At 55.4% G+C, this 21,701-nt stretch carries 19 protein-coding genes; 16 read left to right on the forward strand and 3 right to left on the reverse strand.

Going from position 1 to position 21,701, the window contains the following annotated elements; translation table 11 throughout:
• Positions 1-174 precede the first annotated feature (174 nt).
• The 3 genes from ccsB to tilS all read left to right on the forward strand — a co-directional run bounded on the left by ccsB (position 175) and on the right by tilS (position 2,825).
• Positions 175-1,263: a c-type cytochrome biogenesis protein CcsB gene (gene ccsB, locus JJD41_RS05140; RefSeq protein ID WP_200665004.1), complete on the forward strand. Its 1,089-nt coding sequence runs from the start codon at positions 175-177 to the stop codon at positions 1,261-1,263.
• 119 nt (positions 1,264-1,382) lie between these two features.
• Positions 1,383-1,673: a KGK domain-containing protein gene (locus tag JJD41_RS05145; RefSeq protein WP_168569080.1), complete on the forward strand. Its 291-nt coding sequence runs from the start codon at positions 1,383-1,385 to the stop codon at positions 1,671-1,673.
• A gap of 144 nt (positions 1,674-1,817) precedes the next feature.
• On the forward strand, positions 1,818-2,825 hold the full coding sequence (gene tilS, locus JJD41_RS05150) for a tRNA lysidine(34) synthetase TilS (protein WP_200665005.1): 1,008 nt from the start codon (positions 1,818-1,820) through the stop codon (positions 2,823-2,825).
• Here tilS and hmpF read toward each other — a convergent pair.
• The gene (hmpF, locus tag JJD41_RS05155; protein WP_200665006.1) at positions 2,822-4,582 is read right to left on the reverse strand and encodes a pilus motility taxis protein HmpF; all 1,761 of its coding nucleotides are present in this window, start codon (positions 4,580-4,582) and stop codon (positions 2,822-2,824) included. The two genes, tilS and hmpF, sit on opposite strands and share 4 nt — an antisense overlap.
• Before the next feature lie 205 nt (positions 4,583-4,787).
• Here hmpF and JJD41_RS05160 point away from each other — a divergent pair, with 205 nt between their 5' ends.
• Positions 4,788-5,096 (forward strand): hypothetical protein, encoded by a 309-nt coding sequence (locus tag JJD41_RS05160; protein WP_200665007.1) that lies wholly within the window; start codon positions 4,788-4,790, stop codon positions 5,094-5,096.
• A 124-nt stretch (positions 5,097-5,220) separates the two neighbouring features.
• Positions 5,221-6,486, forward strand: coding sequence for a response regulator (locus JJD41_RS05165; RefSeq protein ID WP_200665008.1), 1,266 nt, complete (start codon positions 5,221-5,223; stop codon positions 6,484-6,486).
• Here the strand turns inward: JJD41_RS05165 and JJD41_RS05170 are convergent.
• Positions 6,457-6,792 (reverse strand): hypothetical protein, encoded by a 336-nt coding sequence (locus JJD41_RS05170; RefSeq protein WP_200665009.1) that lies wholly within the window; start codon positions 6,790-6,792, stop codon positions 6,457-6,459. The two genes, JJD41_RS05165 and JJD41_RS05170, sit on opposite strands and share 30 nt — an antisense overlap.
• A gap of 222 nt (positions 6,793-7,014) precedes the next feature.
• On the opposite strand from JJD41_RS05170, the gene JJD41_RS05175 reads away from it, so the two are divergent.
• The 4 genes from JJD41_RS05175 to JJD41_RS05195 all read left to right on the forward strand — a co-directional run bounded on the left by JJD41_RS05175 (position 7,015) and on the right by JJD41_RS05195 (position 16,360).
• Positions 7,015-7,380: a response regulator transcription factor gene (locus JJD41_RS05175; RefSeq protein ID WP_168569086.1), complete on the forward strand. Its 366-nt coding sequence runs from the start codon at positions 7,015-7,017 to the stop codon at positions 7,378-7,380.
• Between the two features lie 13 nt (positions 7,381-7,393).
• The gene (locus JJD41_RS05180) at positions 7,394-7,924 is read left to right on the forward strand and encodes a chemotaxis protein CheW (protein WP_168569087.1); all 531 of its coding nucleotides are present in this window, start codon (positions 7,394-7,396) and stop codon (positions 7,922-7,924) included.
• A gap of 146 nt (positions 7,925-8,070) precedes the next feature.
• Positions 8,071-11,091 (forward strand): methyl-accepting chemotaxis protein, encoded by a 3,021-nt coding sequence (locus tag JJD41_RS05185; RefSeq protein WP_200665010.1) that lies wholly within the window; start codon positions 8,071-8,073, stop codon positions 11,089-11,091.
• A 382-nt stretch (positions 11,092-11,473) separates the two neighbouring features.
• Entirely contained in the window at positions 11,474-16,360 is a 4,887-nt protein-coding gene (locus JJD41_RS05195; protein WP_200665012.1) for a response regulator, read from the forward strand.
• 9 nt (positions 16,361-16,369) lie between these two features.
• Here JJD41_RS05195 and JJD41_RS05200 read toward each other — a convergent pair whose 3' ends face one another.
• Positions 16,370-17,533 carry an ATP-binding protein gene (locus JJD41_RS05200; RefSeq protein ID WP_234488517.1) on the reverse strand — a complete coding sequence of 388 codons (1,164 nt, stop codon included), beginning with the start codon at positions 17,531-17,533 and terminating at the stop codon, positions 16,370-16,372.
• Positions 17,534-17,704: 171 nt separating this feature from the next.
• On the opposite strand from JJD41_RS05200, the gene JJD41_RS05205 reads away from it, so the two are divergent.
• Genes JJD41_RS05205 through JJD41_RS05235 form a run of 7 tightly spaced genes read left to right on the forward strand, consistent with a single transcriptional unit; the run spans position 17,705 to position 21,627 of the window.
• A complete protein-coding gene (locus JJD41_RS05205; protein WP_200665013.1) occupies positions 17,705-18,040 on the forward strand; it encodes a cation:proton antiporter subunit C in 336 nt (111 codons plus the stop codon).
• Positions 18,037-19,467 (forward strand): cation:proton antiporter, encoded by a 1,431-nt coding sequence (locus JJD41_RS05210; RefSeq protein WP_200665014.1) that lies wholly within the window; start codon positions 18,037-18,039, stop codon positions 19,465-19,467. The genes JJD41_RS05205 and JJD41_RS05210 overlap by 4 nt, the downstream gene beginning before the upstream one ends.
• On the forward strand, positions 19,464-19,844 hold the full coding sequence (locus tag JJD41_RS05215) for a Na+/H+ antiporter subunit E (protein WP_200665015.1): 381 nt from the start codon (positions 19,464-19,466) through the stop codon (positions 19,842-19,844). Before JJD41_RS05210 ends, JJD41_RS05215 begins: the two co-directional genes overlap by 4 nt.
• Positions 19,845-19,849: 5 nt before the next feature.
• Positions 19,850-20,125, forward strand: a complete 276-nt coding sequence (locus JJD41_RS05220) for a hypothetical protein (protein WP_168569093.1) — start codon at positions 19,850-19,852, stop codon at positions 20,123-20,125.
• Positions 20,118-20,393 carry a monovalent cation/H(+) antiporter subunit G gene (locus JJD41_RS05225; RefSeq protein ID WP_200665016.1) on the forward strand — a complete coding sequence of 92 codons (276 nt, stop codon included), beginning with the start codon at positions 20,118-20,120 and terminating at the stop codon, positions 20,391-20,393. Before JJD41_RS05220 ends, JJD41_RS05225 begins: the two co-directional genes overlap by 8 nt.
• Positions 20,390-20,965: a DUF4040 domain-containing protein gene (locus JJD41_RS05230; RefSeq protein WP_200665017.1), complete on the forward strand. Its 576-nt coding sequence runs from the start codon at positions 20,390-20,392 to the stop codon at positions 20,963-20,965. Before JJD41_RS05225 ends, JJD41_RS05230 begins: the two co-directional genes overlap by 4 nt.
• Complete coding sequence (locus JJD41_RS05235; protein WP_168569096.1) at positions 20,965-21,627, forward strand: Na(+)/H(+) antiporter subunit B; 663 nt, start codon at positions 20,965-20,967, stop codon at positions 21,625-21,627. The genes JJD41_RS05230 and JJD41_RS05235 overlap by 1 nt, the downstream gene beginning before the upstream one ends.
• The last annotated feature ends 74 nt before the right edge of the window (positions 21,628-21,701 follow it).

Genomic DNA, 21,701 nt, shown 5'->3' on the forward strand with positions numbered 1-21,701 from the left:
GCCGGGGCCAACCGGGGTCATCGGCGGCTTTGATGTGCGATCGCGCTTTTGATTTTGATAGCAGCACGCCGAACGCCCCAAGAATCGGTACGATGGATATGATTGGGAGAGAAAAATTTATTCTGAGCTTTCTCTCGTTTTTGAAAACTCCAAAATGTTGGGGAGAAACATTTCATGGATCTGGTTGTACTCCAGAATTGGTTAGATAATGCTTCTTTTGCCGTCCTCTTTTTAACCATGCTCGTGTATTGGGTTGGGGCGGCATTTCCGGGAATTCCAGCGCTATCCGTGTTGGGAACGAGTGGGATGGCGATCGCCAATTTATCGATGGCGGCGTTACTTGCGGCCCGATGGCTGGAAGCGGGTTATTTCCCGTTGAGCAATCTTTACGAATCCCTCTTTTTCTTGGCGTGGGGGATAACGACGATGCACTTAATTGCCGAACAAATGAGCCGTTCGCGGTTGGTCGGCGTGGTGACGTCCCCGGTGGCGATGGCGATTACCGCGTTTGCGGCGTTGTCTTTACCGGACAAAATGCAGGTGTCGGAACCGTTAGTCCCGGCCCTCAAATCGAATTGGTTGATGATGCACGTCAGTGTGATGATGATTTCTTACGCGACGTTGATGGTCGGTTCGCTGTTGGCGATCGCCTTTTTGGTGGTCACTCGCGGTCAAAATGTCGAATTGCGTGGCAGTTCGATCGGCAACGGCGCCTATCGCAGCGATCGCTACCGACTGCAACGCAACGGCGAAACGGCGGCGGTGACGGCGGCTGAGTCGTCGAATTCCCCCCAGAATGGGGCGAGTCCGATCTTCGGCGATCGCAACGGTCAAGCTACGGGCGCCAATGTCGCCGTTCTCGATTATGTCGGAGTCGAAACCGCGCGATCGTTAAGTCCCCAAGTCAAGACCACCGCCGCCGACCCCTTATCCCCCCAACGTCTCAGCCTCGCCGATACCCTCGATAACATCAGCTATCGGATTATTGGATTGGGCTTTCCCCTGCTCACCATCGGCATTATTGCCGGGGCCGTTTGGGCGAACGAAGCTTGGGGGTCGTATTGGAGTTGGGACCCGAAAGAAACCTGGGCTTTGATTACGTGGTTGGTTTTCGCCGCTTACTTGCACGCGCGCATCACCCGAGGGTGGCAAGGACGGAAACCCGCGATTTTAGCGGCTACGGGTTTTGTCGTGGTCTGGATCTGCTATCTTGGGGTCAATCTTTTGGGTAAAGGGCTGCATTCTTACGGTTGGTTCTTTTAAGGCGTAAAATGACGGGCGGCGATACGCCGGAGGCGTCGCTTCGCGCAAGGCGCGATCGCCGAGCCAATTTCAAACGTTCCTACTCAACAGTTAAAACATTAAGAACGGGGAGAGAAAGGATGCAAAATGGATTTGAGTCCCTCGGTTACGATGACGTCATCTCTACCAGTGCAAGTAATTTAATGTTTCAATGCACGTTTAAGGTCAGCGAATTTATGGCGCTTCTGCAAACCAAATTAGAAGAAGAAAATTTATTTTCCGAAGGTTTGGACTGCGAAGTGCTCAGTCCCGGTCAAAAATGGCGTCGCGGTAAGGTGATGTTGCGTCTGGAATTCTATCCAGAAGGGACGGAAATGACGACGACCCAACCCTCTGAGATGCCGGAATACTCCCCGTCGGATACGGAGTAAGGTGGTTGTGGGGCGAGGTTGATTCGCCCCTTTTTTTTGGGAAGTGGGGAGTTGGAATCTCTGTGGGGGGCAGATGAGTGCCACCTTCTCCCCATTCCCGATTTCTAAAATCTAAAATCTAAAATCTAAAATCTAAAATCCCCCATGTCCCCTTGGACGCCCCTACACGCCCAAATCCATACAACGTTACGATCGCGGCGGCTGGTCGGACGCAACGATCGCCTGTTGATTGCAGTATCTGGCGGTCAGGATTCTTTGTGTTTGCTGCGACTGTTGCGCGATTTACAGCCGAAATGGAATTGGGATCTCGCGATCGCCCATTGCGATCACCGATGGCGCCCGGATTCGGCTGAGAATGCGGTTCACGTGGGACGACTCGCCGCACGGATGGATCTTCCGTTTTATCTGGAAACGGCCCGAGCGCCTGTGGAGACGGAAGCGGCGGCTCGGAGTTGGCGCTATCGCGTGTTAGAACGGATCGCCTGTCAGTATGGGTTTGGGGCGATCGCTACGGGACATACGGCGAGCGATCGCGCGGAAACTTTACTATTTAACCTGTTACGCGGCACGGGAGCGGATGGCTTGCAAGCGCTGGCCTGGAAACGCCCTTTATCTCCAGAAATTGCCCTCGTTCGCCCGCTTTTGGCGGTGACGCGATCGCAAACGGCTGACTTTTGCGATCGGTTCGCGCTTCCCATTTGGACAGACGCGACCAATCACGACTTAAAATATACTCGCAATCGCATCCGTCACGAACTGCTGCCCTATTTGGCCTCTCACTTCAACCCGCAAGTCGAACGCCATTGCGCGCAAACTGCCGAACTCCTGCGCGCCGAGGTCGAATATCTCGAAGCCGTCGCGGCGCAATGGTTGCAACGTTGCGTATCACAAGATTTAGAAAAAGTCAAGTCTCTTTCGGTAAAAGCGGCGCTCAATCGGGAAAAGTTGCGCGATTGTCCGTTAGCCTTGCAACGGCGGGTGATGCGGCAGTGGTGGGAGCAATGGGCCGAGCGATCGCCCAACTTCGAGCGGATCGAGGCTGCGATCGCCCTGATCGACGCCCCCAACGGCACCTGTAGCGATCCCTTTCCGGGAGGGGCGATCGCCCGAGTATCGGGAGAGTGGATCGAAATCCACCACCCTCCGACCTAGGAAGCAGCTAATTCCCCTTGAGACTCGCCACCGATCAAACCGCTCAAAGCTTCGCGCATTTGGGCGATCGCCTGTTCTTGGTGACTTTCCCCTTCTTGGAGTTGACCGAGGGAACCGGAAAGCTCTTCCAGTTTGGTTTTGAGAGTATTGAGTCGATCTTGACTCGGTTGCAAGACCTCCTCCAAGATATTGACCCGGCCCCACATCTGGGCCACCTGCTGGCGGCGTTCGAGCAACCCCTGTTGAGACGAGCGAATCTCCTCCTGCTGGCGGTTGAGTTCCTGATTTTTGCCGTCGATCTCCCCGCGAGTTTGGCCGATCTCGTCTTGTAACTGAGAAATTTCGCGATCGAGGGCGTTGAGTTGTTGGCGAAGTTGCTCTTGTTGCTCTTCCATCTGTCCCAAAATCGGACCGAGGGCCAACTTTTGGCCGGGATTGGAACCGTCGGCGTGACCCAAACGGCGGGCCAACACCCCTTGATGTTGGCTCAGAATTTCCTGACGTTCCCGCAGATTGCGGCGCTGACCGACGAGAGTTTCGTTGAGCATTTGATAGGCTTCTTGCTCGTCGGCGAGTTCGCTTTCGAGGGTCGAGCGATCGCCCCCGCTTTGATTTAATTTTTGTTGAAGTTCGTCAATGGTATCTTGTTGGAGGCGCAACTCCTCTTCCTGTCCGTTGACGAACTGAAAAATCTTGTCGAGGTCTTGCTGGAGATTTTGGACCACCCCTTGCAATTCCTCCAAGGGCATTTTTTCCAAAGCTTCCACATCGACCTTATCGCCGATACTCACCTGTTCCGACGTATCGGCCATTTGAAACAACTGCTGGTGCAACTGCTGCTGGCGTTCGAGGTTCGAGCGCATCGAATCGGCATATTCTTGCTTGAGACTCAACGCGCGTTCGCGAGCTTGAAGATCCGCGATCGTTTGTTGTAACTGCTTTTGCGCCTCGTGCCAGTCGCGATCGCGATGTTCCACTTCCCCCGCCTGGCGGTCGATATCCTCCTGCAACTGCTGGGCCTGCGATCGTTGTTGCTCCACGTGCTGCCAGTGTTCGTCAAACGCCGACTGCCACGCCGAAATCGTTTCAAACGAAACATTGACCTGTTCTTGGAGCGCTTCGGTCGATATACCCGTTTGCGAGAGGTAATCGAGCAGTTCGCGAATGTGATTGGCCTGCTCGTCATCGAGTTTGACCGCTTGCGAGAGGTCTTGTTGCTGGGCCTCCAAGCCTTCTTTTTCCGAGCGCAGTTGTTCCCACGCCGCATCGAGTTCTTGTTGTTTTTGAGCGATTTCCTCGCGCAGGCGATCGGCCTCTTCGCGGGCGCTGTTGATTTCATCCCGTCGAGATTCGAGACCTTCCGCCTCCTGTTGCAGTTGCGTCAGTTCCTCCTCGCGCGTTTGCATTTCCATTTCGCGGCGATTGAGTTCCTGACTTTGGAACGTCAGCGACTGCATCCACTGCTCGATTTCTTCTTCTTTAGTCTTATATTTTTCTTGCTGGCGGGAGAAGTTTTGCAAGATCGTCACCAATTGACGGCCCGCCTCTTGGACGCGCTGGACCTGCTTGCTCGCCGTCAGCTCGGCTAAAACTAGGACGCCAGCATTGAAATTGCTGGCTTCATCGGCGGGGACGATGTCTTCCCCGGGGATGGCAGACCAACTCTGCTCGCCTCGCTGACAAGCTAGGAGTTTGAGTTCGGCCTTACCCCCACCAAAAACTCCGCTCTTTTTTTGTACTTCCGCTAGATACAGCACACCGATCTTCCTCTTGAGTGTCTATGCCCAACTGTGAACGTCAGTTATCCCCGTCGTTAAGTCCATCATAAATTAAACCTAATTCAGGGAAACACTGCGATGAGTTTGCTTTTATTTTGCATTGGCGATCGATGGAAATCTGATTGGCGACAACCCCCAGTTGAACGCCGGGGGGGAATCCCGAGTGAGGTTGCGGCGCTATCGGATGTCATCGCTCGCTTACTTTTGCTGCTTGGGGGGCGATCGCGCCTTGACCGAGGAACGGACCGCGACGGCGATCGCCACCCCGGCCAAAGTCGAGGGCGCCAGTGGGGCGGGTTCCAGTCAGAAAGCCACGGGCTTGAGAACTCGAACCGACGTCCAAATTATTTTATCAGTCCCCCACCGTGCCAGTCGCCCTACCGAAACCGCCGACGAAGCGCCGAGGAATTTGCGGCAACTCATACCAATTTTGCGGGCCAGAGCTTTGAATAGGAATATAGAGTTAGATCGTCATCGGCTTGCGCGTCGGTGACCGTTGCGAGGCGATCGCCGAAGAAGCGAGTGCTGACCCTCGAACCGCTCCTAAGTCAAGGCTGACAGGTAGCTGCTCTCGTCCGGTCAGATGGAAATGGTTTTAAGGAGAAAATGTTAGCGGCATGCAGGGAAATTTAAATGAAATCGATATTCGCAGCATCCTGCAACTGATTGAACTCGGACAGCGAACCGGAGAACTCTTTGTCGAAGCCTACGCCAGTCCTGCGGGTGGGGGAGATCCTCGTTTTGCCCATCCCGGGGGCGATCGCCCTCGCTATCCCGAGCGATCGCGCCCCCCCGAACAATCCTGGTTCGTCTTTTTTAGCAACGGTCAAATGATCTACGCCGCCGATAGCGACATCAGCTTAGCCCGTTTGCGCGACTACTTGCGTCGCTACAACCTCGAAAACGCCTTAGATACGACCCAAGCCCCTTATATTTCTTCAACCAACGCCCTCGAATACGGCTACTTGTGGGCCTTACTCGAAAATCACGTCCTCACCCCGGCCCAAGGCCGCAGTATCATCCAGGGCATGGTTCGCGAAACCCTCTTCGACCTGTTGAGCCTCCATCACGGTTCCTTTATCTTCGAGATGGGTCCGGCCCTGGCCCCCCAACTGACGACCTTAGAAATCGGCTCGTTAGTCACCAAAATCATGAAACAGGTGCAAGAGTGGAAGCAATTTCACCCCCACATCCAATCTCCCAGTCAATGCCCCGCCATTTCCGATCCGGTGCAAATGCGAGAAGCGTTACCGGAAAATACCTTTAACAACCTCAGCCGATGGGCCGACGGCAAAACGAACCTGCGTCAGATGTCGCGCTACTTGAATCGGGATATTTTGACCGTCGCCCGCGCGATTTATCCCTTCGTCCAACTCGGTTTGGTGCAATTGTTTTATCCCGAATCCGACGTGGCGACGCCGCCCAAACGCGAACTGGAACTACCCGCCGTCGCCAAAGTTCCTCGGGTCGTTTGCATCGACGACGACCTCACCGTCGGCAAAACCGTAGAGTACATGCTGCACGAACACGGCTACGAAGTCACGGCGATCGTCAATCCGCTCAAAGCCTTGAGTTTGGTGTTTCAGCTCAAACCGGATTTAATTTTGTGCGATATTACCATGCCCGAACTCGACGGCTATGAAATCTGCGCCATGTTGCGCCGTTCTTCCGCCTTCCGCCAAACGCCGATCGTCATGCTCACCGGAAAAGATGGCTTTATCGATCGCGTCAAAGCCCGCATGATCGGTTCGACCGACTACCTGACCAAACCCTTTGGCGAAAGCGAACTGCTCATGCTCGTCGAAAAATATATCGGCCCGGGAGATCCGGAACATCCCGAACCGGAAAGTTTGTTAGCCGACGCCCTCGAAGGGGAACTGTGACCCTCGCCGCGCGCCGAGGGCGATCGCCCCCAAATTCCCGAGCCGACGCGGTAGACTAAAGTTAGCTGAATATCGAGCCACACCCGCCGCGATCGGACAAGGGAGTGAGGGCGCCGGACGCGGGTTCGAGCCGAGTCGGGTCTGGGGGAGTGGCTGGGGAAATGGGAACGGCCATTCGAGGCGATCGCCTCCGCCGTCAGTACCGTCCCGGTCGGGGTCGTGGTGGCACCCCGTCAAAGCATACCGCAGTAAACGACGCCCCGGTTTCACCGGAAAATCACGACTTCCTTCGCGATAGGGGGTCAAATCTGCTATCTTCAGCGTTAGACAGTACCCATATAATAGGGATTATTTCTAGTTCTACTGTCAAAACTAGCCGTCGAGCAATCGGTTTAGCCCCCCCTAGAATTTTGCTCTCTTTTCTGGCACCCGACCTCGGGTTTTCCAGCAAGAGCGACCGAGCCGAACCCAGGCGGGGGATAGACTGTCCCAATCACCATTTGAGCCAGCGAAAGCAGGTAGGAAGTTATGAGTACAGTTCTGGTTGTGGAAGACAGCGTCACGCAACGGGAGATGATCTCAAACCTCCTCAAGGGGAGTGGATTAAATGTTAGCGTGGCCACGGATGGCGTCGAAGCATTAGAGCAGATCCAGGATAAATGTCCCGACCTGGTCGTTCTCGATATCGTCATGCCCCGCATGAACGGTTACGAAGTATGCAGGCGTCTCAAAGCCGATCCGAAAACACAAAATGTTCCCGTCGTGATGTGTTCTTCCAAAGGGGAAGAATTCGATCGCTATTGGGGAATGAAACAAGGCGCAGACGCCTATATTGCCAAACCGTTCCAACCCACCGAACTGGTCGGGACGGTCAAACAGCTACTCAGAGGTTGAGGGGTCATCGACTATGGTGGGCAATCCGGATTTTCTCACCGGAATCGGGATGGATCAGGCACCGGAAATCCAAGAACTCGAAAGTCCCGAAGGCGAGTTACACTTGAGATTTTACGTGCCTTCAGGGAACGAGTTTGCCCTTCCGGCAACTGGAATTCACGAAGTGATCGCGTCGTCCCCGGAATGGGTGACCCCCATTCCCAACGTCTCCCCCTTGCTTCTGGGAACCTTAAACGTTCGGGGGCGGGTGATTTGGGTGGCCGACCTCGGTCAGTTTCTCGGAGATCCGTCGTCCCTCAACACCGACCGACCGGAGATTCCCATCATTGCCGTTGAAGATCAAGACACTATACTGGGGTTAGCAGTAGATAAAATTGTCGGCATGGACTGGTTGGATGTCGAGCAAGTGCTGCTTCCCACCAACGTTCCAGACAGTATGGCTCCGTTCCTGCGGGGGGAATGGGTATCCGGCGAAAATGGGGAAAAAGTTTTACGATTGCTCGATAGTAACGCAATTTTGCGATCGGCCCGATGGGCCGCATGAGATCGTGCCGCCAGGTGGACGGCCATCCAGGGATGGGGATCCCCCCGTCATCGCCCTTGCAGATCAACAGTCACGAACCTGTAGGGAAACGGCATTGACAGGGCAAATGCTCTAGGGGTTCTCCCTACATCGGCAGGAGGAGGCAAATGGCATCAGGTACGACGGATTATCAACAAGAATACGAACGGGCATTAAACGCCTACAACAACAATAACTACGAGCAAGCCGCTACCATCGTCAATCAACTCGTCGAAGAATATCCCGAAGATCCGAGCGCCCGCCTGCTTGCCGGACATATTTACGGCTACGGTTTGCAAATGTACGACGTGGCTTTACAGCAGTACGAAGGGGTTCAAACGCTCACCGACGATCCGGCGTATCTCGAACAAGCTTTTCAGGGGATGGACTACATCCGTCAGTACGCCAACGGGGAGCATTACGAAAGCGACGACGAGACCGAAAACCTCCTAGAAGAAGATATCGCCTTCGACGGCGGCGCGACGGAATACCCCCAGGAAGACGAGCAAACTGCCGCTTACGAAGACCTTCCCGGGATCGAGGGAGAAGATCTCGATTTGGCCGAGTCGGACTACGGCGACGCCTTCGATCTCGGCGGTTTGGACTTTGAAGACCTCGATACCGATCTCAACGAAGACCACAGTCCCTCGGACGCCGAAGACTTGGCCGAGAATCCCTTCGGCGATACGGTTGCCCTCGACGAAGACCGAGAGGGAAGGGCGCAGGGTGCCGAAGGGACGGAAATCCCCGATCCGTTTGCCGCCGACGAAGAATTACTCGCCGAAGCCGAACAGGCCAACTGGAACGATCCTCTGGCCTCCGAGCTGCCCGATTTCCTGCCCGAAGAGGGGGAGATGCCCGATTTAATGGGCGATCCGATGGCCAGTCCGAGTTCGTCGCCCTTTGCGGCGTTCGAGAATGCAGAAGACCTCGATTTAGAGGATCTCGACAAGCCGTTTGCGGATTTTGACGATGCTTTTAGCGATCGCACCGAGGCGATCGAGGGGACGGAGGAGGAGGAGTCGTGGAGCACCCCGCAAAGCCAGCCGAGCCTGTCGCAAATGGCCGACGAGAGTCTCGACGTGTTCGACGAGGTCGAAGAGGCATTTCCGCCGGAAGGGACGGCCCCGCCGACGGAAGACGCGACCTTGTTGATGGGCGATCGCCCCGCCAGCTTTCCGGAAATGCACTCCTCCCCGACCTCCGGCGGCCACAGCCCCGGCAGCTTCGCGCCTCCCCCGGCCACGACCCCGGAAGAAGACTACGAAAACTACGAAACTCAAACTTTCGTGTCCGAACCGTCGGGCAACGGCTACCAGGATAGCTTCGATTTCGACGATTTTGACGATGCTTTTAGCAGTGGCGAACCCGGTGGGGGCATGGGAGCCGACTTCGACGAGGAGGAGGCGATCGAGCGCGAGGACCTCAGCGAAGGCAATGGCGGCGCTTTCCTCGACGAATTTGAAGATTTTAACGATTTGGATTTGGGCAATTTGCCCGAGTTTGACTTTTCCGACGATACGAGCGGTTCGACCACCGGAGGTTTTGCGATCGACGACGGCAGTATGGGGATCGGCGATCTCGATCGCGCCTATGCGATGCCGGAAGATACCGACGGCTCGATCATTCGCGACGACGAGATTTTCAGCATTGCCGGGAGCGCGCAACAAGTCCCCGCCTTCGCCCAAACCGAAAGCCCGGCGGAACCGAGCAGTGTCAACACGGATCCGGGAATGCTCGGGTTCTTGGAAACGGCGAACCTGTCGAAAAAACACATGTGGGTCGGCTTGATGACCGGGGCAATTTCGGCGATCGCCGCCGCCTCGATGAGCTACGCTGCCGCTCGCGGTCAGTGGCCGCGCGTCGTCAAAGACCCGGCCATGGTCCTGGCTGCCGGAGTGGCCGGGATCGTCAGCACCTACGCCTTCGGCAATGTCAGCGCCCGTCAGATCCGCCGTTCCACCGACGACCTGCAATCCCAATTCGATGCCGTGTCTCAGGGGAACTTGAGCGCGCGGGCCACGGTGTTTTCCGAAGATGAATTCGGCCAACTGGCGCACAAGTTCAACCAGATGGCACGGGTGATCTACACCACCACCGGGGAAGCCCAACGCAAAGCCGAAGAACAAGAACAAGCCCGGGAAGATTTGCAACGGCAAGTGATCCGCTTGCTCGACGACGTGGAAGGGGCGGCGCGCGGCGACCTCACCGTGCAGGCCGAAGTGACCGCCGACGTCCTCGGCGCCGTGGCGGACTCGTTCAACTTGACGATTCAGAACTTGCGCGAGATTGTCTTGCAGGTGAAGTTAGCGGCCCGACAGGTAACCCGAGGGGCGACGGATAGCGAATCGTTCGCCCGCAGCTTGTCGTCGGACGCCTTGCGCCAAGCAGAAGAACTGGCGGCGACCCTCAATTCCGTCCAGGAAATGACCAAATCGATCCAACGGGTGGCCGACAGCGCCCGGGAGGCGGAAGACGTGGCCCGTTCGGCGTCGGCGACGGCCCTCAAAGGGGGCGAAGCAGTGGAACAAACCGTGGTCGGGATTTTGGAAGTGCGCGAGACAGTAGCAGAAACGACGCGAAAAGTCAAGCGATTGGCGGAATCGTCCCAAGAAATTTCCAAGATCGTCGCCGTGATTTCCTCGATCGCCTCGCGGACGAACTTACTCGCCCTCAACGCCAGTATCGAAGCGGCGCGGGCCGGAGAAGCGGGACGCGGATTCGCGATCGTCGCCGACGAAGTGCGCCAGTTGGCCGACCGCTCCGCCAAAGCCCTCAAAGAAATCGAACAGATCGTCATGCAGATCCAAAGCGAGACCGGGGCGGTGATGATGGCGATGGAAGAAGGCACCCAACAGGTGATCGAAGGGACCAAACGGGCCGAACAAGCCAAGCGCGCCCTGGAAAATATCATTCAGGTGACCAACCGGATCGACGTGTTGGTGCGATCGATTACCGCCGATACCGTCGAGCAGACCGAAACCTCGCGCTCGGTCGCCCAGGTGATGCAGGCGGTGGAATTGACCGCCCAAGAAACCTCCCAGGAAGCCCAACGGGTCTCGGTTTCCCTGCAAAACTTGGTCGGGGTCGCCCGCGACTTGCTCACCTCCGTGGAACGCTTCCGGGTCGAAACCGTCGAACGCCGCTAGAGACGGGAGCGATCGCCGCCGCGAACCGATCGCTCCCGCGCCCCTCTCGTTATAATGCAGGTGGGTTCCGGTCTCGACCCCCGAGTGGCGATCGCCCTCAAGGAGAGACGCAACGATCTTCGGGTTCGAGCGACCCCAGGCTCGGGTTCGGGCTGCCCGCCCGCCGGAACGGTTCTCCGGGCGATCGCCGCGCCCTAAGCCCACTCCCGACCGATCGCGGCCAAACAGCCCGTCGGGCATAACCATGATGAAGCACGACCGCCCGATCCGACCGTCTTTTCCGATGCGCCCGCAACCGAGAACACGAACCACAGGCCGCCGCCCCCGTCCGGTCTGGATGAACTGAGGGAGATCCCGTCCTAAAGCGAAGAGAACGCGAGCTATGCAGCCGGAACAACAAAGAATCATGGGCTATTTCATTGAGGAGGCCAAAGACCACCTCAATACGATCGAACAGGGCTTGCTTCAACTGCCCAAAACGATCGAAGATCCCGAATGGCTCAACGAAGTGTTCCGAGCCGCCCACTCGATCAAAGGCGGCGCCGCCATGCTCGGACTGTCGCCGATCCAGCACGCCAGTCACAAACTCGAAGATTGCTTCAAACAACTCCAAGACGTTCGCATCGACATCGATCGCGATCTGGAGTCGATGTTCTTGCACGTCTTCGACGCCCTCAAAGCCCTCGTCGAATTGGCCGAAGAAGGGATCGAAATGGACGACGATCGCGCCCTCGCCGTGGCCGCACAAGTCGAACCGACGATCGCCGAACTGACCACCCACGTGGGAGAATTAGTCCAAAGCAGCCCCCGTGCGAAGGCCAACCCACGCCGCGCCAGCGCTGCCGCCCCCCGGGTCGAAGAAGAAATCACCGAAACTCAAGATGACATCACCGTTCCCCAAGAAGACAGTGCCAAAGAACTGATCTTCAGGAGCGACGTTCCGGCTCGCTTGCGCGAGATGTTGCACCTGTTCAAACAAGCGGACGAACTGGAAACCCGAGAACACCTGCAAGCCATTTGTCGCAACTTAATCCAAGCCGGAGAACAATTCGACTTACCCGAGTGGTGCCATTTAGTCCAAACCGTCAGTCGGGCGATCGCCAACCCTCAAAAAACCTTTCACGCCTTAGCCACCGTCACGATCAAAGACATCAAACAAGCCCAAGAACTCGTCTTAGCCGGACGGGCCGAGGCGATCGCCGTCAGCCCCAGCTTGCAAGACTTGCTCCCCGACGGACCGAGTGCCGAATCTCCCGTGTTTTCCGCCGAACGCGATCGCGAAGCGACAGCTTGGCCGGATCGCGACCGAGCGTCCCCAGCGAGTCCGATTGCCGCTCCCGATGGCAACCCCCCGATCCCGTCAGAATCCAGGAGGCAAAAAACGATGTCAAATCAGGATGCGTCTTCCCGTAGCGACTCCCACGGCAGCCGCGATCGCGACAACAATCATTCCGGACGCGACCGAACCCACGCCCAAAAACCGACCTTCCAAGACGGCCCGGAAGTCGGCTCCGCCGAACTCAACAGCCTCGCCGATTTATTTGAGGGCGAATCCCCCGAACTCGATGACCGTTGGGAATCCGAAGAAGTCCTCAACGAAGCCGCCACGACCGAACCGAGCGACTCCACGATCCTGCCGTCCGACGACTTGCTCGACAACGACTTTGAAGACTTCGACGACCTCTTATCCGAATTCAAAGGTCATCCCGGCGCCAGCGAATCGAGTCCCTCGGAGGGATTCTCCTCCGCAGACCCTTCGCGATCGCCCGCCGACGCCAGCCCCGACAACGACGACCTCGCCAGCTTATTTGGCGAAAATTTCTTAGACCTCGACGATCGCCACCTGACGGACACGAACGAAGCGCAAGTGGACGATAGCGACGATTTCGATGCCCTCTTCGGCGGCGACGAAAGCAACGGTGACGAAACCCCCTCCCCAGAACCGAACGCCGACAGCCCCACCACCGAACTCAACAATCTCGAAGAACTCTTTGATGATAGCGAAGACGATTGGGAATCCCTCTGGGAGGCATCGAGCGAGCAAACGACCCCCGAAACCCTCGAATCCGAACCCGAACCCAGAGCCCAGAGCGCCCCCGAACCGTCGGTGCCTCCATTACAGGTCGAGGACGAAGAAGAACCTCTCTTTTTCGATAGCGCCGACGCCGACTTCAGCGACTTACTCGAAATTGGGAGCGACAATGACGACGCCTTCGCCAACAGCGTAGAACCCGCCGCCAGCGTTCGCGAGACCCCTGCCGACAGCGAAGACCTAGAATCCCTGTTTGGCGAACCCGGTGCCGAGGCGATCGACTGGAGTCCGCCCTCAGCCACCCCCGAAGCCCCAGCCGCCGAGGAAGACGGCGACTTAGCGGAACTGTTCGGCGAAGGGGGAGCCGCCTTATTCGACGAAGAGACCGGCGACAGCAGCGACAGCAGCGAAGACTGGTTAAACTTTGAAGACGAAGAGGCCACTACCGACGACGCCAGTGGCGCCCCGAGCGAAGGATTTGCCGCCCTCGACGGCTTGTTCGATTCGATTCCCGACGACGATATCCCCGAAGAACTGATTTTCGAGGACACCGCCGAACCGATCGCCGAAGACGCCGCCGCGATCGCCCCTCCCGAAGCCGCGAGCGACGATTTCGACTTTCCCGAACTCGCCAGCGAGGGAGACGACTTCGACGAATTCCTCGATTTCTCCGGTGCCGAATCCGCCGAAGCGAGCTTGGAAGCCGATTTATTTGGCGAAGAGAGCGACGAGGACGCATCGTTCGAGGCACTCCTCGACTTCGGCGAGGAACCCGCCGCCGAAAGCTCGCTCGCCAGCGACGAGGACGACTTTGACGCCTTATTCGGCGACCTCGAACCCCTCGGCGGCGACCTCGACAGCGCCGAAACCGGAACCTCCGTGCTCAGCGATTCCGAATTAGAAGACCTCGAAGCCCTCTTAGCCGACGAAGAACCCAGCGCCCCCGCCGCCACCCAGGCACTGCAGGGCGGCGGGAAGGTAGGAGCTGGGGAGGAGAATCGCCCCTTTGCCGAGTTAGACGTGCTGTTAACCTACGGCCCGCCCGTCGAAAGCTTCGACCAATTAGCCAGCTTACTCGAACCGACCCCCAGAGCCGGGGAAACGGGCGATCGCGACACCGCCGCCGCCCCGGCTCGACCCGCTCAAACCGCTCCGGCAGCCAGCCGCAGTGCCAGCAAAGCCAGCGCCGAAACCGACGATTTCGCCGACCTCGACGAACTGCTCGCGGGATCGGAAGTCATGGGTTCCCATGGGGGCGGTGGCGGCGGGCGACAGTTGACCCCGCGTACCCGCGCCTTCGAGCAGACCATGCGGGTTCCGGTCCGCCAACTCGATAACCTCACCAACCTGGTCGGGGAATTGGTCGTCAACCGCAACAGCCTCGAACAAGACCAAGAACGGATGCGCCAGTTCCTCGATAACATGGTGCATCAGGTGCAACAGCTTTCCGATGTCGGCCAACGGATGCAAGACTTGTACGAGCGATCGCTGCTCGAAATCTCCTTGCTCGCCAGCCGCCAAAGTTACCACTTTGCCGGAGCCAATCACGACAACGACGATCGCGGTTCTGACAATAACTGGAACGCCTTAGAAATGGATCGGTTTACCCCGTTCCATACCCTTTCCCAAGACATCATCGAACTGATCGTCCGGGTTCGCGAATCCGCCTCCGACATCGAATTCCTAGTCGATGAAACCGAACAGGTGACCCGCCAACTGCGACAAGTCACCAACCAACTCCAAGAAGGGCTGACCCGAGCCCGCATGGTGCCGTTCAGCCAGACCGCCGACCGCCTGCCGCGCGGGGTGCGCGACAACGCGATCAAATTTGGCAAACAGGTCGAATTGCAAGTCGAGGGTCGCGAGACTCTGATCGACAAAATGATTCTCGAACAGCTTTACGACCCGATGACCCACTTGGTCAACAACGCCCTCGCCCACGGGATCGAAACCCCCGACGAACGGGAACGGCGCAATAAAACTGCTGTCGGTCGGATTACGATTCGCGCCTTCCACCAAGGGAACCAAACCGTGATTTCCGTTTCCGACGACGGCGCCGGGATCGATCCGGAAAAAGTCAAAGCTAAGGCGTTACAAAGAAAACTGATTACGCCGGATGTGGCGAAAACGATGTCGCGCATCGACGTTTACGACTTGCTGTTCATGCCGGGGTTCACGACTAAAGAGCAAGCCGACGACCTCGCCGGACGGGGGGTCGGGATGGACGTGGTGCGGACTCGCTTGAGCGAAATTCGCGGCGCGGTCAGTATCGACTCGAATCTGGGTAAAGGGACGACGTTTACGATCCGCTTGCCTCTGACGTTGAGTATTTCTAAGGCGCTGTGCTGCATCAGCGATCGCGCCCGGATTGCGTTCCCGATGGATGGGGTCGAAGATATGCTCGACGTCCCGCGCGATCGCATCCAAACCCGGGACAACGATCTAACATTTATCCCCTGGCGCGATACGATGTTACCGTTCCGCCACTTGCGCGAACTCCTCATTTACAACCGTCACCTCAGTCGCGGTAATGTCTACGGCAGTAATGCGGAAGACGATATTATTTCGGTCGTCGTCTTGCGCAGTGCCGGGAATTATCTCGCCCTCCAAGTGGATCAGGTGTTGGGCGAACAGGAAATCGTGATCAAACAGCTCGAAGGTCCGGTTCCCAAACCCGTGGGAGTTGCTGGGGCGACGGTGATGGGGGACGGTCGGATCGTCGCGATCGCGGACGTTCTCGAATTGATCGAATTGTCGGCGGGACGCCTGCGCCGCGAAAGTTCGAGCAGTTTGTGGGATGACACCGAGGCGGAAGGTCAACCGGAATCGGTGGTCGAATCGACGGAACCGACGGTGTTGATCGTCGATGACTCGATTACGGTGCGCGAACTGTTATCGATGACGTTTAATAAGGCCGGATATCGGGTGGAACAAGCCCGGGACGGACAGGAAGCCTGGGAGAAAATGCGTTCCGGTTTGCCCTGCGATATCGTGTTCTGCGATATCGAAATGCCGCGCATGGACGGGTTGGAACTGCTCTCGCGGATGCAGAAAGACCCGCAATTGTCTTCGCTGCCGATCGCCATGCTGACTTCGCGCGGTGCGGACAAACACCGACAAATGGCGGTTTCGATGGGTGCCAGTGGCTACTTTACCAAGCCGTATTTGGAAGAATCCTTGCTCGAAGCGGCGGGACGGATGCTCAAGGGCGAAAAATTGGTGGAAGCGAAGGCGTAACCCGGGGCTTCAAGCCAAGCGCTGCCGGATCCAGAGGGCGAATAAGGGTAAGGCCAGACGGTAGCCGAGATCGGCGCCGTAGATCAGCCCTTTGTGCTGGAGTCCGGCGATCGCCCCTTGCAAGGAACCGCCGCGAGAGAGATGGTGTTTTTGGATGTATTCGCGGCTTTGCGGTTTGTCCGTCGGGTCGAGGGCGAGGGATTCGAGCAGTTGGACTTGGGAGGCGGGCAGTAGGACGAGCAGGGATTCAAAGATATTGGATAAGTCCGCGAGTAGGTCTTGTAAGGTTTCCGCGATCGCCGCTTCGTCCAAGCGCCCCCGTTCCGGTCGCCGTTGGCGCAAGCGGCGCACCACCATCGACGCATCGCCGATGTGACCTTGAACCGCGTTGAGGAATTCTTCCAAAGCGCGCGAAGTCGGATCGAAACTCAAGCCGACTTCGTGCAGGACTTCCTGCGCCCACGCCGCCACCACGTCATCGGCGAGGGGGGTCAGACAGACCGTTTCTAAGTTCTGATGTTCCTCCCGAACGCTGCAACTTTCCGCCAGGGTCGCCACTAACACGTAATTGGCTGCCGTATGACGGGCGTTCGAGCAGCGACGGCTTTGCCCGATCGCCTCCTGCAAACAGCTTTCCCATTTCGCCGTCCGATCCCAGGCGCGAATGTAGGGAAACCCCTGGAAAATCAGAATCGCTTGTCGATCCATCGCCACCGCCAACTGTTGGGGCAGTTGCAATAAAATTTTATACGCCTGCCAGAGTTGCTCCGAAGTGAGAACGGGCTGACGCTTCAGAGAGAACTTACGCGCGAGCTGCGGATGAAACTGAAACCATTGGGATGCCTCGGAGTTCGTCCACGCCTCGATAAAGGCGATCGCCTCCGGACTGTTCGCACCTTGGGAAATCCCCTCACATAGAAGTTGAACGAATCGCTGGCCGTCCGTCGCTCGGATACAATCGACCTCCATCACTTTCGCTCCCACTTCTGCCGCCGCTCGTTTCACTAAAGTTCGGCGACCGCTCCCCGGTACTCCCGCAATCAATAAATCGCGGCGATTCGCCAGGGTGTGCGTAATTTGTTGAAATTGAGCCTGACGCCCAAACAACTCCAAAAAAGACCACTCCGACTGACTCGTCATCAGCCCGGTTTCACGGCTTGTCGGTACTACCATGCTTCAGTTTCCACTACCGCATCAATATTGGCGATTCTACACATCAGCGATCTTTAAGCCTTGCACAATAATTTTTTTATAGTGCCGTATTGTTGTAACACTATAAAATCGTGCTAAATTAATTCTAACACACTAAAATACCCTTTAAGACCTCAGTCACCCATAACAATCGTGTTAGAAGCCTGCGTTTTAGCCACCGTTTTCGTCGGATTTATCGGCATTATTTTTAAACACAACTTGTTAATGAAAATTATTTCAATGGACGTCATGAGTACCGGAGTGATTGCCTACTACACGGTCATCGCCTCCCGTCTGGGATTTGGCACCCCCATTGTCAACCCTGAAAACAACGTCCAATATGCCGACCCCGTCCCTCAAGCCGTCATCCTCACCGCCATTGTCATTGGCTTTTCGATTCAGGCATTAATGCTCGTCAGTGCGATGAAACTCGCTCACGACAATCCCACCTTAGAAACCGATCGCATCGAACAAGACAACACGCCATGACTGTTCTGACCATTGCCTGGATTACCCTCTCTCTCTTCGTCGGCCTAACCATTTACCTACTCCCCAAACTCGATCGCTATCTCGCGTTCGGGATGGTTTTTCTCTCCGGCGGCTACGGGGTGCAAGTCTTGTTAGACCAGACCCTGCGGGAAATCTTACTGTTAGACCACTTCGGGGTCACCCTCCTCCTCGACCAATTAAGTGGCTATTTCATTCTCACCAACGCTTTAGTCACGGCGGCAGTTTTAGGGTACTGCATTTTTCAACAAAAAAGCGCCTTTTTCTACAGTCAGGCCATTATTTTGCACGGTAGCGTCAATGCAGTCTTCATCTGTGCGGACTTCATGAGTTTGTACGTCGCCTTAGAAGTCATTGGCATTGCCGCCTTTTTATTAGTCTCCTATCCCAAAACCAATCGCTCGATCTGGGTGGCCTTGCGCTACCTCTTTATCAGCAACACGGCGATGTTATTTTATCTCGTCGGAGCTGTTTTAGTTTATCAAGCCAATAACTCCTTTGCCTTTACCGGATTAATTAACTCCCCTCCCGAAGCTCTCGCCTTAATCTTTTTAGGATTGTTAACCAAAGGAGGAATTTTTCTATCCGGGTTGTGGTTACCCTTAACCCACTCCGAATCGGAAACCCCCGTTTCCGCCATGTTGTCGGGAGTCGTGGTCAAAACAGGCGTTTTTCCCCTATTACGGTGTGGATTATTAATGGAAGAACTGACGCCAACCTTGCAAATGTTAGGAATGGCCACTGCATTTTTTGGCGTGATTTACGCTCTTTTTGAAAAAGATAGCAAACGCATTTTAGCATCGAGTACCATTTCGCAGTTGGGCTGGCTGATGGTGGCTCCGGTGGCGGCGGGAATGTACGCTTTAGGCCACGGCGTAGTCAAGTCTCTGTTGTTTTTAATGAGCGGTTCTTTACCGAGCCGAAATTTAGACGAACTCCAAGAAAAGCCGATGCATACCTCCCTGTGGGTTCCTCTCATTCTCGGCAGTTTGTCTATGTCGGGCTGTCCGTTGTGGATGGGATTTTCCGCCAAGGCGCTGACCTTAAAAAGCCTCGGATCTTGGCAGGAAATAGTCATGAACGTGGCTTCGGTGGGAACGGCTTTGATTTTTGCAAAATTTATCTTTTTGCCCCACAAACGCCAAGGGGAAGGCATCAAACCGGGATTGAAATGGGTGGCCAGTTTTCTCATTTGCGCTCTACTGCTCGGCAATGTATTCTATTGGCCTGCTTATACCTTACCCAATATGTTAAAAGCGGTGGGGGCGATCGCCGTCGCGTGGTTGGCCTATTTTGTTATGGTCAAACCGCTTAAGTTTCAATTACCGAGAGTGTTGGAGAAATTCGAGCATCTAATTGGGGTGATGAGCGCGATTTTAGTTCTACTGTTTTGGACGGTGTTTGTATGATTGGCTATCTCAACTTAACCTTACGATTGGCGGTTTGGTTTTTACTCACCAGCGATTTGAGTCCGGCCAATATTTCGATCGGGCTTGCGGTCTGCTTTCTGTTACCCGGATTGCATAAAACCCCGAGTGCGTTAACCGATTGGTTGCGGGTATTTTGGGAAATTATCATCGCCGTCCCCCAAGCCTATTGGGAAGCCTTGCAAATGATGGTCAGTCCTCACGTACAAGAGGAAGTGACCTTAGAACGAGTCAAGCCAAGGCGAACCCCCGGGTTGATTTTTCTAGATATTTTCTTAATTACGTTCACCCCTAAAACAATTGTTTTAAAGTACCACGAGGATGGTTGGTACGAAGTTCATAAGATTAAGCGAGGATAGCCCGGATGAATGGCATTTTGTTTCTCGGGATGTTTTTGTGTTTGTTAATCCCTATTTACGAAGCGTGGAAAGCCGATGATATTTGGCAAAAAATGCTAGCTTTTGCGAGCATCCAAACGAAAACATCGATTATGGTTTTGGTGGTTTCCGTTTTCCGCGACGATTGGATGATTGGGGTCGTCGGGGTACTGATTCTCAGTGTAGGAAATGCAGCGTTGATGCTGTTGGCGAATGTGGTCAAACGGTTAAATCAGGTCTCGGAACGGGGGTTTTATGGTTGAGTTTTTGAGTTATTTCTGTATGATCGTCGGCTTGGTGTTCTGGTTTTGGGGAACCTGGCCTTTACTCGGTTCGAGATCGGTGTTATTTAAACTGCACACTCTTTCGGTGGCGGATATTCTCGGCTCGATCGCGATCGTCTTCGGACTGTTATTAAAGATTCCCAAAGAATTGCCGTTATTACTGTTAGCCCTGCTGTCTTTGGCGATTTGGAATACGATTTTAGGTTATGTTTTGGCCTACTGTGCTCGCCGGAGTATCAACCAATGAATGATGCGTATCTTTATCCGATTGTGGGGTTACTCCCGTTGACGGCGCTGATGTTGGTACGATCGCAAAACCCCTATCATGCATTAATCTTGCGCGGGATTTTGGGGTCGGTCGCGGCCCTAGTGTATGCGGCGTTGGGGGCGGCGGACGTGGCCCTGACGGAAGCTTTGGTCGGAACGATGTTGGCGATTACCCTGTATGCGGTGGCGGTGCGATCGTCGTTGGTGCTACGTTTGGGGGTGCAAGCGTCGGCGGTCAAAGGAGAAAGCTGCGATCCCCAGTGGGGGAAACTGTGGACGCAATTAAATAACCTGTTTACGCCCTATCACTTGCGCTTGGAGTTAGTGACCTATAGCGGGTCGGAGGAGTTACACCAAGCTTTATTAAATAAAGAGATTCACGCGATCGCGGAAACGGTCAATTCCCCTGTAGACATCGAGACAGAAGACGCCCCCTTCGTGATGACAACCCGGACGCGAAGACTTTACGAATTGATGCAAAAAGAGCAACTGACGAGTCAAATTCATTTGGTGATTCCGGAAGAATACGGCAATCAAGGAGGGAAACACTAATGAAGTGGGTTTATTTAGGGATTGTCGTCGCCATTTATTTAAAATTTATGGTGATTCCCAATCCAACCTTGGAGTTGCCAGACCCTTCGATTGTCGAGTTGGTGGTTGCCGATAGTGGAGTTCCCAATGCGGTGACCGGGATTATTTTTAGAAACCGCTTGTACGATACGATTTTTGAGGTGGTCGTGTTTACGATCGCCATTATGGGAGCGAAATTTTTACTCGCCAACGAACAACCGTTGAGCGAAATTCACCAATTTAGAGACCAACCCTCGATCGTCCTGGCGCGTTTGGGGGCAATTATTACGGCGTTAGTGAGTATCGAATTGGGAATTCGCGGTCATCTCAGTCCCGGTGGCGGTTTTGCGGCGGGGGTCGCTGGCGGAACGGCGATCGGTTTGGTGGCGATTACGTCGAATTCGGAGTGGATGGAGGGAATTTACCGACGCTGGCGGGCGGCGATCGCGGAAAAACTCTCGGTGTTAGTGTTTATCGTGTTGGCGGCGATCTCGTTAGCGGGTTTTGCCCTCCCCGAAGGCGAAATGGGAACCTTACTCAGTGGTGGAATTATTCCGTTATTGAATATCTTGGTGGCTTTTAAGGTCGCTTTGGGGTCTTGGGCGGCAATTTTATTGTTTATTCGCTATCGAGGATTGTTTTGAGGAGTTTATAAAATTTAGAGTTTAGAATTTAGAGTTTAGCTTGGGGAAGCCTGTTAGAGGCAGGCAACATGCCC

The sequence above is a fragment of the Oxynema mangrovii CENA135 genome (assembly GCF_016632315.1).
Taxonomy (GTDB): Bacteria; Cyanobacteriota; Cyanobacteriia; order Cyanobacteriales; family Laspinemataceae; genus Oxynema; species Oxynema aestuarii.